General features: G+C 71.0%; 11 protein-coding genes. 9 read left to right on the top strand and 2 right to left on the bottom strand.

From position 1 onward, the window contains the following. The 9 genes from ACWCRB_RS30735 to ACWCRB_RS30695 form a co-directional block, all read left to right on the top strand. Positions 1–563 (top strand): baseplate J/gp47 family protein (locus ACWCRB_RS30735; RefSeq protein ID WP_450999146.1); only part of this gene is annotated, 563 nt, incomplete at its 5' end. Next, positions 560–2,557: a phage tail protein gene (locus tag ACWCRB_RS30730; protein WP_450999145.1), complete on the top strand. Its 1,998-nt coding sequence runs from the start codon at positions 560–562 to the stop codon at positions 2,555–2,557. The genes ACWCRB_RS30735 and ACWCRB_RS30730, both read left to right, overlap by 4 nt. 10 nt (positions 2,558–2,567) lie before the next feature. After that, positions 2,568–3,884, top strand: a complete 1,317-nt coding sequence (locus ACWCRB_RS30725) for a hypothetical protein (RefSeq protein WP_450999144.1) — start codon at positions 2,568–2,570, stop codon at positions 3,882–3,884. A gap of 2 nt (positions 3,885–3,886) precedes the next feature. Next, complete coding sequence (locus ACWCRB_RS30720) at positions 3,887–6,007, top strand: hypothetical protein (RefSeq protein ID WP_450999143.1); 2,121 nt, start codon at positions 3,887–3,889, stop codon at positions 6,005–6,007. Beyond that, positions 6,004–7,143, top strand: a complete 1,140-nt coding sequence (locus ACWCRB_RS30715) for a hypothetical protein (RefSeq protein ID WP_450999142.1) — start codon at positions 6,004–6,006, stop codon at positions 7,141–7,143. Before ACWCRB_RS30720 ends, ACWCRB_RS30715 begins: the two co-directional genes overlap by 4 nt. Before the next feature lie 2 nt (positions 7,144–7,145). Then, positions 7,146–7,676 (top strand): hypothetical protein, encoded by a 531-nt coding sequence (locus tag ACWCRB_RS30710; protein WP_450999141.1) that lies wholly within the window; start codon positions 7,146–7,148, stop codon positions 7,674–7,676. Beyond that, entirely contained in the window at positions 7,673–9,463 is a 1,791-nt protein-coding gene (locus tag ACWCRB_RS30705) for a hypothetical protein (protein WP_450999140.1), read from the top strand. Before ACWCRB_RS30710 ends, ACWCRB_RS30705 begins: the two co-directional genes overlap by 4 nt. 100 nt (positions 9,464–9,563) lie before the next feature. Then, positions 9,564–11,828, top strand: coding sequence for an ATP-binding protein (locus ACWCRB_RS30700; RefSeq protein WP_450999139.1), 2,265 nt, complete (start codon positions 9,564–9,566; stop codon positions 11,826–11,828). Between the two features lie 5 nt (positions 11,829–11,833). Beyond that, a complete protein-coding gene (locus ACWCRB_RS30695) occupies positions 11,834–12,127 on the top strand; it encodes a hypothetical protein (RefSeq protein ID WP_450999138.1) in 294 nt (97 codons plus the stop codon). 545 nt (positions 12,128–12,672) lie between these two features. Here ACWCRB_RS30695 and ACWCRB_RS30690 read toward each other — a convergent pair. Then, the gene (locus ACWCRB_RS30690; protein WP_450999137.1) at positions 12,673–13,362 is read right to left on the bottom strand and encodes a hypothetical protein; all 690 of its coding nucleotides are present in this window, start codon (positions 13,360–13,362) and stop codon (positions 12,673–12,675) included. Then, positions 13,362–17,378, bottom strand: coding sequence for a phage tail protein (locus ACWCRB_RS30685; protein WP_450999136.1), 4,017 nt, complete (start codon positions 17,376–17,378; stop codon positions 13,362–13,364). Before ACWCRB_RS30685 ends, ACWCRB_RS30690 begins: the two co-directional genes overlap by 1 nt. Positions 17,379–17,387 lie beyond the last annotated feature (9 nt).

Here is a 17,387-nt window from a genome sequence, read left to right as displayed (position 1 = left end):
GTCAACGAGCACAGCGGCAAGTGCCTGGACGTCGCGGGCGCCGCCACCACCGACTGCACCCCGAGTTCGCCGGAACGCCGATCCCCGGCGTCGTGGGAGTCCTCGTCGTACCGCCCGCCGACGACACCGGCGAACCACCGGTCCCCACGGCCGCCACCCTGCGGGCCGTCACCGAGTACCTGACCCGCGAGGTCGCCCCCGCCGGGGTCACGGTGGTCGCCGCCCCCGCTTCGTACCGGAGGGTTGCCGTGGAGGCGTGGGTCACGCTCGACCCGGACCTCGACCGGGCCACCGTCCTGACCGGGGCGGGCGACGCGGTGCGCACCTACCTGGATCCGCTCACCGGCGGGGAGAACGGCGCGGGCTGGCCGTTCGGCGGCGCACTGCGGCACACGGCGCTGCTCCGGCGCCTCCTCGCGGCCGACGGCGTCCTGGCCGTCTCCCGGCTCTCGTTGGTCGTCGACGGGATACGGCAGCCGGCCTGCGCCGATCACGCGATCCCGCCCCACACCCTCGTCTGGCCGGAGCGCCCGCTGCTGATCCCGGTAGGAGACCGGACATGACGTGCACCCCGCACCCCGCCACCTTCCGCCTCCTCGACGCCTATGTCGGCTGGGAGGAGCCCGTCGGCGGCGAGCCGGGGCTGGAGAACATCGTCGGCTTCGACGACCCGGCCGGCATCCGGCTGGCCCACAGCGGCCCCGCGCCGGACGGCCCCACCAGGGAGCAACTGCTGCCGTGGTTCCCCGACCCCCGCCTCGCGCCCGGGTGCGGCCCGTGCTCCTGGTACCTGCTCGTCCCGGACGGGCCGGGCCTGCTGCGGCGCGACGTCTGCACGGGCACCTGGACCGCCGTATGGCCGCCCTCGTGCGACCCCGGCCTCCTGCGCGAGCCCGTCTCCGTCGCCGCGCGGGGACACCGGCTGGCCGTGGTGGACGGGGACCGAGTCCTGGTGTGGCGCCGCGAGGGAGAGCAACTCGCCGGTGTGATCAGGGCAGACGAGCCCCGGTGGGCCGCGCCCGCACCCGGGGACGAGGTCCTCGTGGCCTGCGCGGGCGACACCGACCTGCGCCGGTTCGACTCGACGGGCGCCTTCCGGGGGCTGTTGCGCACCGGTGCGCAGGGAGAGGTCGTCGGGCTGCGCACCGGGGAGGGCCGGACGGTCTGGCTGCTCACGGACGACGACGGCCGCCTGACGATCTACCGGGGCGTCAACCGGCGCGGCGGGCACCGTACCTTCCGTGTCGCGACCGTCGACGAACTCGTCGCGGCCCTGCCGCCGTCCGCGCTGATCTCGGCGGACGAGGACGGATTCTGTCTGCGGGAGAACGGCCCGGACGGCGCCGTGACCACCTGCCACACCTGGCAGGGCGGGCCGAGACAGACCCCGCCGACAGCGACGACACCGTACGCGACCGACGGATTCCTCCTCACCGGCCTGATCGACAGCGGCATCTCACGCTGCCGCTGGCACCGCGTGCGCGTGGACGCCGACGTGCCGACCGGCACCGCGGTCTCGGTCGAGATCGTGGTGTCCGAGGACGACCACTACGACGAGACCGACTGGCAGATCTCGCCCCCCGGCGTCACCGACTTCCTCGTCGACCAGCCGCCCGGCCGCTTTCTGCGGCTGCGACTGCGGCTGTCGGGCGACGGCGGCGCGACACCGGTCGTACGCCGGATCCGCCTGGACTTCCCCCGGTCCACCAGCGCCGAACTCCTGCCGCCCGCCTACCGGATGGACCCCGCGGCCGACGACTTCACCGAGCGCTTCCTGTCCCTGTTCGACGCCTCGCTCGCCGACCTCGACCGGGTGATCGAACGGTACCCGGCGCTCCTCGACCCGGCCGGCGTCCCGGACCGTGTGCTGCCATGGCTGGCCGGACTGCTGGGCCTGTCCTTCGAGGCCGGCTGGGACGCCGGGACCCGGCGCGCGCTCCTGGCGGCGGCTCCGGAGCTGTACCGGCGCCGGGGCACGCCGTGGGCGCTGCGGGAGGCGGTACGGATCGTGTTCGGGGTGTGCCCGGTCATCGACGAGCTGGCGACGGACCGCCGGTGGGCGTGGTTGCGCGAGGCGGTCGACACCCAGGAGCCCCGGGAGCCCCAGGCGTCACAGGGGTTGGGTGTCGGCTCCGTGCGGCTGTTCAGCCGGTCGTCGAGCCGGTTCCGGATCGGCGGCTCGGCGCTGGGCGCGGCGCCCCTGCGGGCGTTCGGGGCGCCGGACACCGACCCGCTCACCGCGCACGCGCACCGGTTCCGGGTGCTTCTGCCCGCCGCACCGGCGGACGAGCAGGCGCTGCGGCGGCTCGTGGAGCGGCAGGCACCGGCGCACACGGTGGGCTCGGTACGGACGGGTGGCGCGGGCTTCGTGGTCGGCTCGCGCTCCACGGTCGGCGTGGACACGGCGTTCGTACCACTTCCGCCGCCCGTTCTGGGCGGCGAACGCCCGTTGCGGCTGGGCCGCGACGGGGTGATCGGACCAGGACCCAGAGGGTTGCGCCGAGGGGTGGGTGTGGGAGTCGTCTCCGCCGTCGGTGTGCATACGCGAGTGTGGTGAAAGGACAGCGATGACGGAGACAGGGGCGCAACGGCCGGCGGAGTTCGACGCGCCACCACTGCGCAGGCTGCGGTACTTCCACGGCCAGATGCTGGGGGCCAGGGACTTCCAGCGTGAACAGGAGTACTACCGCGAGAAGTTGAAGCTGCGCATGCGCGCCCTGCTCGGGTACGGCGTGGTGTGCGGCCTGTTCGTGGAGCCGGTGAGGCACCACGACGGGGACCATCGGGCGGAGCAGGCCGAACAGGCTGAACCGACCGAACAGGCGGAGCAAGCCGAGGAGTTGGGCCGCTCCGGCCAGGACGGCGGCACGGAGACGGAACGTACCCGGCACCGGGCCAGGGTGCGGATCACGCCCGGTCTCGCCGTGGACTGCGACGGCAACGAGGTCGTGGTGCGGGGCGGTTGCGTGATCGACCTGTGGAAGGCACTGCCCCCGGACGAACGGGACACGGACACCGTCTGGGTCGGCGTCCAGTACGCCGAGCGGCCCGTGGAAGCCACCCGAGCCGTCTACAACGACGCCTGCGCGGACACCTCCGACTGCGAGTACGGCTGGACGGAGGAGTGCTTCACGGTGCGCGTCACCGGGTGCGAGCCCCCGGCGGACGAACGCTGCGACACCTGTTGTTCCCCGTGCGAGCACAAGGTGCTCTGGCTGGCCAGGATCGACTGCGCCGACCGGCACGAACCGGTGCGCGAACACCAGATCCACATGAACGTCCGCCGCCCCTTCGGCCGGCATGTGCCCACGGTCATCACCGGCGTGAACTGGATCCACGGGCACACCTACACCATCGACGAGGCCAAGGCCCTGCTCGGCACCCAGAACGAGGACGGCGGGCTGGTGGTGCGGTTCTCCGACGACGTCAGGACCGACTCGCTGCGGCCCGGCGTGGTCGACCTCCAGGTGATCGAGGGCGGCAGGGGCAACAACGCCGGCATCTCGTACATGCGCGGCGAGTTCACCGAACCCGACGTCGAGTCGTGCGAGTTCACCCAGGAGTTCCGGTACCGGCAGACGACGCGGGAGTCGCTGCAGGACGGCGACCGTCTGACGATCACCGTCCGGACCGCGTTCATCCTGGACCGCTGCTGCCGCCCGGTCGACGGCACCCATGTCGGCGGACGCGTACCGCTGATCGACGCGGACTCCCACACCGCTGATACGGCCGGTATCACCGACACCGGCGACACCACCGATTCCGAAGGGGCGGCCAGGCACGGCGGTTGCGACCTCCCGCCGTCCGGCATCGGCCCCTGGACGTCCGGCACCGGTGTGGGTGGGGACGTCTTCGAGAGCTGGTTCTTCGTGAAGGAGCGCTGATCATGCGGACCGACTGCGGATGCGGCTGCGGGGGCGACGCCACCCGTACCTCCGCCTTCGTACGACCTCGCTTCTTCGCGGGACAACTGCTGACCGAGGACGATCTCAGCCTGCTCGTCGACTACACGGCGGCGAAGGACAGACTGCACAACCGTTCCCTGTCCGGTCCGGGAGTGGTCTGCGGACTCGGCGTCAGCTGCGATCCCTGCGGCGGCGGAACCGTGGTGGTGCACCCCGGACACGCCTTCGACCCGGCGGGCAACGACATCGTGGTGTCCTGCACCGAACAGGTCGACGTACAGGCCCTGGTGCAGGAGCAGCGCGTCAGCGCCCGCGGTGTGGACTGCGGGGAGCCCTGCGACGACGACGGCGTACGCCGTTACGGCCTCTTCGTGCGCTACCAGGAACTCCCGGTCGAGCCGGTGGCGCCGTACGCCACGGAGGAGCCCTGCCCCTCACCCGGGTGCGTTCCCTCCCGGGTCCAGGAGGGCTTCCGGTTCCTCGTCAAGGGCGGTGACGTCGAGGACCACCGCCACAACCCCGGCACCCAACTGCTCGCAGGACTCGGCGACCTGGGCCGGGCCGACCGGGCCCGCAGTCGCGACCGGCGGCTCGGCCACTACGTCGACGCCCTGTTCGCCGCGGCCGTCGGCACGGGCCGGACCTTCCGTTTCGACGCCGCCGACGCCAAGCGGTACGCCGCCGGGCTCGCCTGGCTGAGCGAGAACGGGGGCGGCGAGGGACCACTGCCACCGGCCACGGCCCGGGAGATGACGGAGCACGTCCGCGCGCTGGCCAGTGCCGTCGCCCGGTTCGACACCTACGACCCGGCCGGACAGAAGCAGCTCACGGACCAGTACCCGGACCTCACGTCGGTCCACGTCGCCCGCCGCACGCTCAGCGGGGCGTGCGACCGGCTGCGCGGCATCGACGAGGAGGCCACCTGGCCGGATCCGCTGCGCCGCTCCATCGCCCGCGCGGTGGTCACCGAGACCGCGGCACGGGTCGCGATGGACAGGGAGGACGAGGACGCACCACTGGAAGTACGGCTGATCGCCCAGGGCACACCGCTCAGCCACGCACTGCGCGTCGAGTTCCACGCCGACCTGAGCCTGATCCGCGAGTGGCTCCTCGGCCGCCTGGAGCAGAGCCCCGGCCTTACCGACTGCAGGCTGCGCAAGAAGGTCGCCGCCATCGACGTACCGCCGCTCCTGCCGCCTCCGCCGACGGACAGCGTGGAGCGCGCGACCATCGCCGAGCTGCAGCAGATCGCGGAGGCGGCCGCGAAACTGGGCGTGGCGGTACGCCGGTTCGTGACCGACGTGGCATGCGCGACGCTGAACCCGCCGTGCGGTGACTCCACCGACACCGACGTCCTGCTCGCGCACGTCGAGCTCAAGGGCTGCGACGTCGTACGGATCTGCTCCGCCACCCGGGAACAGGTGCTGCCGGGCGGATCGGCGTACGGGGAGTGGCTGCCCAAGCTCTACCGGCTGCGGGAACTGGCCGAACGGCTGTGCTGCAAGCCCCCGCCGCGCCACCGCAGGCCGGAACTCCCGTCGGAAGGGCCCGTGCCGCGGCCGTACGTCGAAGGGCTGCTCGGCGACTGGCCACGCACCGGCGACCTGGAGGAGATGCTCTCCCTGCTGCTCACCCGGGCGCCCGGGGAGACCCCGCCGAAGGCTCTGCACGAGCAGGTCTACACGACCCCCAGCGAAGTGACCGACAGCATGCAGGAACTGGCCATGCTCCGGACACAAGTGGCCGACCTGAACGCGGCGTTGGAGGGGCTGCGCGCGCAACTTGGCAGCGCACAGCAGCAGATGAGCCACGTGGCGGAGCAACTGCCGGAGCGGCTCGGGCCCCGGCTGGAGGAGCTCGAAGGGGCTCCGGGTGGTGACGGCGACGCACCGCGTGGCGCAGAGGCACCAGGGGCTGATGCAGCATCAGGGGCCGATGCAGCATCAGAGGGCGGCGAAGCATCAGGGAGCGACGAAGCACAGCCCGCCGAGCCCGCCCCGCCCGCCGAGCCGGCGAAGGCTCCTCCGGCGAAGGCCCCTGCCAAACCCCCGGCGAAGCGGACCCGGTCGTCCCGTACCCGGAAGCCCGGTGAGACGCCATGACGGGACCGATGCGCCCCGCGTTCCACGAGGGCCAGGTGCTGGCCGCCGCGGACCTGTCGGCCACGGTCGAGTACGCGCGCGGCCAATCCGCCCGGCACGCACGCCACTTGCACGAATGGGGTGTCGCCGAAGGACTCGCCCTCACCACCGAGCCGCGCACCGACCCGGTGACCAACGCCCGGTACGTCGAGGTGCGGGTGGAGCCGGGGTACGCCGTCGACGGCACCGGCCGCGAGGTGGTCCTCACCGACCCGGTCGTGCTGCGGGAGAGCGACTTCGAGGAGGTCAACGGCGCGGACCCGAAGGAGGAAGAGCCCTATCCGGTCTTCCTCGCCGTGGCCGACCGGGAACCGGCCACGTCCGCGCGCCCGGACTCGTGCGGCGGTGCCGGCGGACGAACGCGGGTGGAGGACTCGTACGAGATCTCCTTCGGGCGGCTCGGCGACGAGCGGACGGTCGCCGATCAGCAACCACCGGAGATCGGCGCCCAGTTGGCCGCCCCGCCGGCTCTGTGGCGCATCCTGCTGGGCTATGTCCGCTGGGCTGACGGCCACTTCAGTGGCGTCGAGACCGTGGCGCGCGAGGTTCCGGTGCGCTACTCCGGAGTGCGCGCGGACATCGTCTCGGCCCAGTCGGGCTCCCTGACCCTGCGCACGGGCCAGGCGGCCGAGGAGGGCAAGCCCGCGATCGTGCTGTCCGGCGGCGACCGGCCGAGTCTGGTCTTCGGCCTGTACCAGGGCGGCGGCACGGTCGACCCGCTGCTGACCATGGCGGCCAACGGCAACCTGAAGATCGCGGGCAGCTTCGAGGGCACGATGCCGGCGGGCAGCACCTTGGTGACGTCGGGGACGGCCACCGACGGCATGCTGCTGCCGCTTCCGGCGGGAATCACGGCACAGCAGGTCGCCGACGGCCGGGTCCTCGTTCATGTCCATCTGACGCCGCGTACCCCGCCCGTCCTGGGGGAGTCGGTGCTGTACGTCCCCGTGGAGGCCACGGTGGACGACGACCTGCGGGTGCGGTGCAGGGCACGTCTGTACGACCCGTCGAACGGCCCGGGTGGCGTCGTCGAGCGCCCCGGGGCGGTCGACTTCCTCGTCGTGGCGACGGTCTCGGCAACGAACGGCGGTGGCTGACGATGGCTCTCTCCGTGGTGTACGCGGAAGACACTGCCCATGTCCTGGGCGCGCTGGCACTCATCGGCGCGAGCGCCCCGACCGAGGCGGCCGCTCTCGTCGGCCCCGAGCTGCCGTTGCGGGTCTCCCTCGGCGCGGACGGTACGGCGATCCTTCCGGTCGACGCCCGTGACCTCGCCGTAGCGGCCGTGGACGAAGAACCGGGCGCGCTGGCCGAGCCGTTGGCGTTCGCGGTCGAGTTCGGGTCCGACCAGAAGCCCAAGCCGAAGCTGCTGCACCTGCCGTCGTGGACCGGCGGTCTCCAGCCGGCGACGGACGGCCTCACCGTCACTGTGCCCGTCCCCACGACCGCCCCCACCCGAGTGGTCGCACTGGTCTCCGACAGCCGGACCACCCATGTCCTCGCCGGCGAGATCCCCGACGGGCGGAGAAGCGTGAAGCTGCCGGTGACCCTCGCCGGGGACACCGCGTACGGTGTGCTCGTGCTGGTGACCGGCTGGGCGGGCCTTCTGGAGCGGGTGAACGTGGCATGAGCGCGCCCACCGTCCGGACCACCGGGGAGATCGAGGTGCACCGCTGCACGATGACGGTGGTCCGGCGCGGTGGGTGGAGCTGGGGGCCCGATCCACGCGGTCTGGTCCGCGAGGTCGTCGACGCTCTCCCCGAGGTGCTTGAGGAGCACTTCGCGGAACACCTCGTGGGCGAAGGCCCGGACGTGGAGATCACCGAGCCGGTGACCGTCACCGTCCGTCCGGGCAGGCCCGATTGGTCCGGACGGGGCGAGATGCCTTTCGAGGTCCATGTAGCGCCGGTGTCGGTGACGGAACTCCTCACCGACGCGTCCTCCGCACAACCAGTGTCGTTCGAGGAGGAGTTGTCGCCGGAGCGGCGGCTGTGGTCGGCGCCACCGACCGCCGCGCTCTTCACCGAACTCGCCGAACGCAACGAACTGGACGCGTTCCTCGCCCTGCTCCCGGACCACTCGCTCCACGTCTACCTGCTCGCCCTGCTCGGAGCCGACGACGCGTCGGCCGGACGGCTGCTCGCGGAACTCGCCCGGCGCGCCCTCCTGTCCGGGACGACGGAGGGACTGCCCGAGCAGCTGCGGGACGCTCAGCCCGGACCGGCCCTGACCCGCTTCCTCACGGACTACGCCGCATCGGCGGACCGGGAGGAGGTCGCGCGGCTCGCGGGGTCCCTGCCCGACGCGGTGGGGCACCCGGACCGGCCGGGCCGGACCTCTGAGCCCCCGTCCCCCTCGGCCGAGGGCATATCCGTGTCCCGGTCCCGCACCACCGCTCGCGAGGTTCGGGTGGGCTCGGTGCTGCCCTTCCTGCTCGCCGGGCCACTGGCGCGCATCGGGTACCTCGACGCGCTCGGGCCCGCCCTGGCGGGCGTCGAACTGGCCGAGGAGGCACCGCTGTTCGCGGCCGCCCTGGCGTACAAGGTGCTGGGCGCGACCGCACGGGGCTGGCGCCGCACCGAGCAGGACAGGGAAGCGGCGGCGGCCTTCGCCGGCCTCGCCCCGCCCGTGTCCGAAGAGCGGCTCACGGAATTCGCCCGGCAGGCAGGCCCCGCGCTCCCGCTCCTCGACGGCGTCCTGGCGCTCTCGGTGTGCCGGGGCCACGACCCCGCCGACCCGCTCCTGATCACCGGCGTCGACGACGGTTTGCTCCTCGTCGACGCCCAGGGCATGTTCCCGATCGCCTGGGCCGGGGAGACCGCGCGACTGCTGCCGCACTGGCAGGCGTGCGGCCGGCCACCCGTACTGATCTGCGACGGCCCCCTGCCACCCGGAGCCCTGCGCGAACTGGCGGCGGCGGGCGTGCCGTTCATGACCGCCGTACGACCACTGCGCGGCGACCCGGTGACACGCCTGCCCTGGCGCACCCCGCTGTGGACGGCCGGGGATGGAGTGGAGGACGGACTGGGGGAGGGACGACCGGATCCGCGGCTCGCGGCGGAGCTGCCCGGCCACGCGGCACGGCTTGCGGACCTGGTGACTGCCCTGGCCGTGGAACGGAGAGCGGTGCCACTCGCGGACGACGGCGACCTGGAGCGCACCGTCACCCTGGCCGCGACCCTGGGCCTGTCCACGATCGCCTGGACGCTCTGGCAAGGGCGCGAGACACCGCATCCGCTGCTGTCCCTGAGCCGTTTCGCAGACCTTGAGGCCACCGTCCGGTACGAGTCCGACGCCGTCCGCGTGCGCGTCCCGCTGGGGCGGCGCCATGCCGACCTGCTGCGCGGCGGACTGCTCGCGGACGTTCCCGACGTGGTGTGGCTGGACGGCCGGACCCTGACGTTCTCGGGCGGGTGACGTGCGTGGGTGAACCAAGGGCGGGTGACGGTCATGGGGAAGTCCCGCATGGGGCGGGAGACGGACATGGGTGAAACGACGAGTGGGTTGGGTGACGGGCGTGGGTGAGCCGGCGGTCGAGCACCTGCGGATCCGGTTGGCCGACCTGCACCGGGCGCTGCGTGCCGCCGTCGAGCGGCAGGCGCGGATCGCCGCGAGGCTCACCCGGCCGGACCTCACGCCGTACTGCGTGACGGACGAACAGGTCGGCGTGCTCCTCGACGAGGTGCACGACCTGACCGAGGCCATGGCGGGACCGTACGCACCGGTACGGCCCGAGCCGGAGGCCGAACGCCTGCTCAGGCGACGCGCGTCCGCCGAGGGCGGCACCCTGCCGCTGGACGCACTCGCCACCAGGTTCGGCCTGACCCACGCCGACCAGGACGCGTTGCTCCTGGTCGCCGCGCCCGAACTGGACCGCGGATACGAACGCATCTACGCCTACATCGTGGACAACCTGAACCGGCGACTGCCGAGCGTGGAACTGCTTGTCACGGTGGGGGCGATGGGCGCGGTCGGCGCGGGGAGTGCGGGAGTCGTGGGGGGCGCGGAGGGCCTCGGGACCGGAGCGGGCCCGGCAACTGCGGAGGGCTCTGGGGCCACGGAAGCCCCTGGGGCCGCAGAAGCCCCTGGGGCCGCAGAAGTCCCTGGGGTCGCGGAAGTCCCCGGGGGAGCGGCGGCCCGGCTCGCGCGGCGCCGCGCTCTCGGACCGACCGGGCCACTGCGCCGGTACGGCCTGCTGCGCGCCCACGGCGAGGCCCCGGTCGAGCTCTCCCAGGAACTGGTCCTGGGGCCCGGCGTGCTGGAGTTCCTGCTGGGCTGGGGCGGCGACGTCGGTCTGCTCGGCCACGATCCGGGCGAGGTCGTGGAGCCGGAACCCCGTGTGTTCTCCTCGTACCTGTCCTCGGACGACCTCACCCGCCTCGGTCGCGCGCTGGGTTCCGGCGACATCGACCTCGCCGGGCTGTGGGGATGCCCGCCGGACGGTCAGCTCGACGCCGTACAGGCACTGGCCCGAGTGGCGGGAACACCGCTACGGCGGCTGACAGCGGACCCCGGGGCGGACCTCCGGACGGCCGCCGCCCTGAACGCGGTGCTGTGGATCCCCACCGACGACCTGCACGGCGAACCGCACGGCGGCCAGGCCGAGTCGGTGTCGGCGGCGCTGCTCCGCTCCCGCGTGCCGGTGTGCCTGACCGGCCTCAAACCCTGGCGCCCAGCAGGCCTGCTCGCCGCCCGCGCGTACGCCGAACTCACCGTGCCCACACCGGGGTTGGGGGACCGCCGAGCCATGTGGTCGGCCGCACTTCCGGACCTGGACGGCCCCCTGCTGGAAGACCTCGCCGCCCGCTACCGGATGAGCGGCGGGGAACTGCGCGCCGTGGCGTCGGTCGCGGGCGCCGGGGCGCGCCTGGCCGGCAACGGCAGCCCGGAACCGGTCTCCGACCACGTCGAACCCGCCATCGCCACCGTCACGCGGGGGCGCAGCGGCAGCGGCGTCCAGTCGATCGTGCCCCGGCGCACCGTCGATGACCTGGTCCTGCCGGACGCCCAGCTGAACCAGATCCTGGAGATCGCCTCGGCGTTCCGCGCCTGGCCCCGAATCGCCGAGACCTGGGGCTTCGCCCACCGCACGGCACACGGCGGAGTGAAGGCGCTCTTCACGGGCGAGCCGGGGACGGGCAAAACGATGTCCGCGGAGATCGTCACCGGCATGCTGGGCCTGGAACTGCTGAAGGTGGACCTCGCCCAGGTCGTGTCCAAGTGGGTGGGGGAGACGGAGAAGAACATGGAGGCGGCGTTCCGTCAGGCGGAGGAGAGCCACGCGGTACTGCTCTTCGACGAGGCCGACTCCCTGTTCGGCAAGCGCGGCGAGGTGAAGCACGGCACGGACCGCTACGCCAACCTGGAAGTCGGCTACCTCCTGCAACGCCTGGAGGCGAGCGAAGGCCTGGTGATCCTGACGAGCAACCTCAAGGACAACATCGACCCGGCGTTCACCCGCCGCTTCCACTTCGTCCTCCACTTCCCGCGGCCCGCCGCGCCGGAACGCCGCCGACTCTGGCGCCTGGCCTTCCCTCCGGAGGCCCCGCTGGCCCCCGACATGGACCTGGAGATCCTGGCCCGCCTGGACATGACGGGCGCGGGCATCACGGCCGCGGCCCGCACCGCCGCACTGGCGGCAGCGGACGCCGACAGCGCTACGATCGGAATGCGCCACGTAGTACGAGGCGTGGCCCGCCAGTTCCAACGAGAGGCCCGCCTCCTCCGCCCGGCCGAACTAGGCCCACACGCCCACCTGCTCGACGACGGATCCCAGGGGTGACAAGCATGCTGCCTACTGAACCGCCGCTCTCCCTGCACCGTTTGGTGGCGCCGGTGCCGCCGGCGCGGGCCCAGGAGGCGGCGACGGCCACCCGCCAGGTGCTGGCTCCGACGCCGAGCCCGGTGAGCAATGCTACGGCGGCCCGCAGCATGTACGCGCTGGCCAAGGCACCACCGACCGCTGCCCAGGACCAGCTCGGCAACGCAGCCACAACCAAAGCGGCCGCACAGGCGGCCCCAGCTGTACCGCTGCTCGTCATGCCGATGAAGACGCGCTGCGAGGACGCACCGAATCGGTGACACCACAGCCAGCCCCAGGACGCCATCCTCGGGGCACCGCGACACACGCTGCGGTTCAGCCCACTGGCAGGATCGCTGGCAGCAGGGTGTGATGACCTGGTACGGCCGACGTCACATCGATTAGGGCACTCGTGCGCCGCTTCGCGGGCTCCAGCGGTGAACGGCAGAACCTGGGTGTCGACGTTCGGAGCTTGAGCCATGTCGTGCAGGTGGTCCATCTGCTCGGCCATGACAGCTTCTCCTCCGACGTCACGTCGAATCCGAGCCTCCGCCATGCCCTCGATCTCCTCGCCGGAGCTGCGCATCTCCCGAGCCTGGTGGATCGCTAACGCACAGGCACGTGTCTGGAGCAGACCGGGCACGACCGTGTTGGCGCTCGACGAGAACATCGATCAGCTCAACCCGACGGGCACCAAGGGCAGCGGCGAGATCGGCATGTGCGGCTCAGCCGCCGCCATTGTCAACGCGATCTGGCACGCGACCGGCGTCCGCGTTCGAGACCTCCCGGTCCGCCTCGACAGGTTCCCGCCCGCGGTTCCAACCGATCAAGCGGCGGCGAGACGAGCCGCTCGGTAGGTGATCGGTTCGGTGTCCAGTGCCTTCAGCGCGTCCCGGAACTGTTCGGTCGGCTCGGCACCGGGATTTTCGACGGCCCTCACCAGCCAGCCGTCCCCGAGCGCCTGGGAAGCGTACCCAGGCAGGGCCGCGAGTCGAACACGAACCTGGTCGGTGAGCCCATTGCCGGAGACATAGGTCCACGGTCCGAACTCTTCCGGCAGGTGGGAGCCGGGCCGAAGGCGCGTGGACGGATAGATCTCCCCGTAGCCGTCAAGGTGCCACGCTGTCAGATGCACCAGGCTCGGGTTGAGGCCTGCCACGAGCTGTGATGTCAGGGCGACAGCCATCTCCCATTCCTGCTTGAGAACGTCCCCCGGCTCGTCCAAGTGGACCGTCAAGAAGATCGTGCCGACGCCGTCCGGCTCGAAATCGCCGAGACTCACATGAACCCAGGAGTTGAGTGCCGAGTGAGCAGGATGCGTGAGAGCGACCCTCATAGCCGCTCCTTCCCCGTTGAGGAAGCGCGTACTGCGGGCGCCTTTCGGCTCAAAGCCTTCGCCGGCAAACTGGCCCAGCGCGGTAACGGCTCTGCGCAGCACGGTGCTCTCGGTCCCGTCGGACGCCTCCATCTGAAGGACCAGCTGGCTGCCTGCCGCGTACGAATCATCCATGGCCATCACCCGTTCCATCTCACGTCGATGCCCATCGTCGCACCCACCTCCTTGGCGTCCTCGATGACGTCACGGAACTCTGCCTGTGAACGTGTGTCGAGGCTGCTGAACTCAGGCCAGTCGATGATGTGCGTGGTGTATTTTCCACGACCGCCTTCTATTTGACCGGTGAGCTGGGCCGCCAATTTGGTCACCAACTCGTCCCGGCGTGCGGTGCTGAGCTTGCCGGTCACGTGCTTGTACTCGATCATGACGTGTTGTGCCCGGCCGTCGATGCTCATCCGGGCCGTGTAGTCGACGCGCTTCTTCCCGACCTTCACCTCGACGCCGGTGAGATCTCCACCCTTCTGAAGGAAGTTCACGATGGCTTCCATCTGCTTACGGATGCCCATATTGAATGGCCGTTGCTTGTTGGCGCCCTTCTCCAGCTGGCTCGCGAGACCATCGGGATTACCCTCTAGATCCGGCGCTTCGTCGAGCTTCAGCTTGTCCCGGTGGGCGGCGATCGCGGCGCGGTACGCCTTGATTACCTCCATGTCGGCCCGCAGGATGCCCGCGCCCTTCTGCACCAGTTCGTGCGGGTCGACGTGCACCATCGGGAAGCTGCTTTCTTCGGCCGATCCGAACCCGCTTGCGCGTTGAATCTGCAGGAACGAGTAGCTCTCGCCGAACAGGAACGTTCCGCTGTCCGGCCGGACGTCGTAGCCGAGCAGTCCCTTCGGTACATCGGCGACGGGCTTGCCGAGCCAGGGCTCGATGGAGTTCTTCTGGTCAAAGATTTCCTTGAGCAGGTCGGCAAGCTGTTTTTGTTCGGCGGAGAGCTCCGCCTGCTCCTTGGACATCTTCTGCTTGGCCGCCGCTTCCCCCTTCTCAGGGACGTGCACCGCAAGCTTCGCGATCTCGTTCGCCTGACCACCTGCGGATGTCGCCAGCTGGAGCGCGGCCTGAGCCTTCTGCTTGACCTCGGGATTGGTCTTCTCATCGGCGATGATGCGGTTGAGATAGCTCACGACCGGCTGCTCCGTGCTGGCGACCATGAGCGTCGCCTTGCCGCCGGACGCCGCGACGAAGAGCCGATGCGCGTGCCCGTCCGCGGAGAATCTGACGGTTTCCCAGTTCGGTTTGAGGGTGTGGCCTTCGCCCGGCCGCTTTTGATCCGGCCCGGCCTTGGGATGTCGTCGCTTGTCGGGACGCCGTAGATTGTCCGGGCGGCGTTTGCGTGGGCTGCCCGGTCGTTTTCGTTCCGGTCGGCGCTGCGGCTTCGGCTTGGTCTTCTGCGTCGGCTTCTTCTTGTCGAACTTCGACTTGATCTTCGCCCACAGCTTCTTCACCAGCCCCACGATCTTGCCGATCACCCAGTCCACCGCCCGGCCCACCGGCTTGGACATGGCCTGGACGATCTGCTTGACCTTGGCGGCGATGCCGCCGACGCCCAGGAGGGCGGCGAGGAAGCCGAGGAGGACGGGGATGGCGCGGGCCAGGGCGCGTTCGATCATGGCCGGTACGCCGCCGCTGCCGCCCCGGGCGATCGCGATGACCGCGTCGAGGACGGCGTTGACGAAGTCGAAGATCTGACGCGCCTGGGTGACCACGAACTTGACGATGTCGATGATCAGTTTCACCGCGCGTACGAACGCGGACGCGGGATTCAGCAGCGAGAGCACCCACATGATCCCGGCCTCGACGATCGTGGGCGTCACATACGCGATGACCTTGTCGAGCAGGTCCTTCTTCATGTCGCCGACGCGGCTCTTGAGGTCGTCCCACATGCCGGCGACGCCCCGCTTGCTGACCGCGGCGAACAGTGGCACCCCCGCCTCCACCGCCTTGATGGCCGGTTCCATCTTCGGGACCTTGCGGATGATCCGGGCACGGATGCTCTGCGGGGTCAGCCCGAGCAGAGAGGCCAGCATCTGCACGATGCCCTGGGTGTCGAACTTCGCGGGCATTTCGATGCCGGCCTCGGACGTCTTGCCCAACAGCCAGGACATGATGCCCTGTTGCAGATGCCTGCCGATGTTCCGCAGGAACTGCTTGAGGCCCGCGCCGACGGCGGTCACCAGGTTGCGCAGGAAGCCGATCGGGTCCTTGAGGATCAGCATCACCGCCTGCGCGGCCTTGGCCAGAACCGACAGGAGCAGGTTCTTGAGCTCCATGATCGTGTTGATCACGGCCTTGACCGCGTCCACGGCCTTGGCCACAAGCCCCTTGTTCTTCTCCTTCTCCGCGGCGATCTCGTCGTCGACGGACTTGAGGGCATCGGTGTACTTGGTGGCCAACGTGTCGACCAGCTCGGTGCCCTTGTCGTCCACGGACTGGGTGAGTTCGTCGAACTTGTCGGTGAACTCGGCCGCCGCTTCCCGGCCGATGGAGCGCAGGTCGGCCGGGAGCTTCTGCACCGCGTCCCGCATCTCGGTCCGGCCCTGCGCGATGCGCTTCTTGGCCCGGTTCAGCTCCGCGCCGATGGTGTCGGCGACATCGGAGATGACCTGCCGCATCCGGCGTACGTAGTTGTCGCGGGCCTTTTCGAAGATCTTGTCGGCTTCTGCGGGCAGCCCTGCGAACAGGTCCCACCCCCAGCGCAGGCTGCCCCCCGGACCCGAATACCGCCGGTCCTTGTACTCCTCCATCCCCCGTTTGTGCTCGGCGGTGAACGCGTCCCGCGCCTGCTTCTCCCCCCTGCCGAACTGTTCGTCGACCAGCTTGTCGAGACCGTCCAGAGTGCCCTGGACGTCCTTCTGCATCCTGTCGAAGACACCCTGGAGGAGCGTCGTGACCTGGGCCCTCTTCTCCTCGTCCCGGCCCTTGGCGCCGCCCTTGCCCGTGTCGACCCGTTGCCCGGTCAGCACCCGCTGGGCGCCCATCGCGCCCATCGCGGCCGTGCCGAGCCGCTTCGCCTGAGCGGTGGCCGCGCTGAGTTCCTTCTTCTCGTGCCCGCGCATCCGGCCGGGGGCCACCTCGGAGTGGCGCTCGGCGGCCTTCTTCTCGCCCACGGCCTTCTTGAACGTGGGCTCGTTGGACTTCTGCATCTGCGCTTCGGTGACCTGCGCGTCCGCCATCCTCTGATTGACCTCGGCGGGCCCGGCGGACAGATCGGTGGCCGACGGCGGAAGTTTGTCCGGCACGGCGTTCGAGGGTGCCGGGGTGCCCGGGGCCCCGGGCGGCCGGTCCGCGGTCATCGGTACGACCTTCTTGGGCACGGCCGCGGACGTGTCGGGCGGGGCGGCGGTCGTCGTGGCGATCTGCTGCGCCGAGTCCGACTTGCCCTCGCCGACCTTGCCGTCCACTTCCGCGCGTATCTCGTCGGCCTTGCCGGAGTCGGCGAACTTGTCCGCCTCGTCGAGGTTCTTGGGGGCCTTGTCGGCGATCGCCTTCTCGACCGCCTTGATGAACGCGTCCTTGTCGAACTCCTTGGGCTGGGCCTCGTTCATCTGCTCGGCGTTGGCCGTCTTGCCCTGTGCCTCGGCGTCGTCCTTCGGCGGAAGGGCGGCGTCCTGCGCCGCGCCCGCCTCGGTCCGCGGTGGCGGGTGTGAGGCGGCCAGCGTTCGCTTCTTCTGCCCCACGTCCTTCTTCAGCTTCGCGAACTTCGGGTCCGCGTTCGGGCCGGGCCGCGACTTGACGTCCGGCGCGGCACCGGAAGAAGCGGCCGCCTCCACCGCCTCCGGTGCCGCCGGTTCGGCGACGACTGCAGCGCCAACGGCCGGAGTATCGACGGCCGGTCCGGCTGCGGGAGTGTCTACGACCGCAGTGCCACCGGCCGGCCGGGCCACGCCGGTCTCACCGCGACCGGCTGCCGCTACGGCGCTGTTGCCGAGCATGTCCTGTGCGGCAGGCGGGAGTCGCCCCGGGAAGGGAGGGGCCGGCGCCGGGCCGCGTCCGCTCACCAGGCCGGCCGTCACCGCCGCGTTGGACGACGGCGACGGAGTACGGGCGGGACCGGATTCCTCCGACCGGCCCTTCGCGGTTGTGAGCACCGTCGTCGACACCTTCGGCCGCAGCCCGAGAGCCTTCGGCACTGGCATCGGACGGAA

The sequence above is a fragment of the Streptomyces sp. NPDC002156 genome, assembly GCF_053593675.1.
Note: the sequence above shows the minus strand (reverse complement) of the source record. Positions and strands in the feature narration are given on the sequence as shown.

What these genes read in the sequence shown, in the direction of transcription:
- ACWCRB_RS30720 (WP_450999143.1), top strand. Translation starts at nt 3,887, where the DNA reads ATGCGGACCGACTGCGGATGCGGCTGCGGGGGCGACGCCACCCGTACC.
- ACWCRB_RS30685 (WP_450999136.1), bottom strand. Translation starts at nt 17,378, where the DNA reads ATGCCAGTGCCGAAGGCTCTCGGGCTGCGGCCGAAGGTGTCGACGACG.
- ACWCRB_RS30730 (WP_450999145.1), top strand. Translation starts at nt 560, where the DNA reads ATGACGTGCACCCCGCACCCCGCCACCTTCCGCCTCCTCGACGCCTAT.
- ACWCRB_RS30725 (WP_450999144.1), top strand. Translation starts at nt 2,568, where the DNA reads ATGACGGAGACAGGGGCGCAACGGCCGGCGGAGTTCGACGCGCCACCA.
- ACWCRB_RS30695 (WP_450999138.1), top strand. Translation starts at nt 11,834, where the DNA reads ATGCTGCCTACTGAACCGCCGCTCTCCCTGCACCGTTTGGTGGCGCCG.
- ACWCRB_RS30690 (WP_450999137.1), bottom strand. Translation starts at nt 13,362, where the DNA reads ATGGCCATGGATGATTCGTACGCGGCAGGCAGCCAGCTGGTCCTTCAG.
- ACWCRB_RS30705 (WP_450999140.1), top strand. Translation starts at nt 7,673, where the DNA reads ATGAGCGCGCCCACCGTCCGGACCACCGGGGAGATCGAGGTGCACCGC.
- ACWCRB_RS30710 (WP_450999141.1), top strand. Translation starts at nt 7,146, where the DNA reads ATGGCTCTCTCCGTGGTGTACGCGGAAGACACTGCCCATGTCCTGGGC.
- ACWCRB_RS30715 (WP_450999142.1), top strand. Translation starts at nt 6,004, where the DNA reads ATGACGGGACCGATGCGCCCCGCGTTCCACGAGGGCCAGGTGCTGGCC.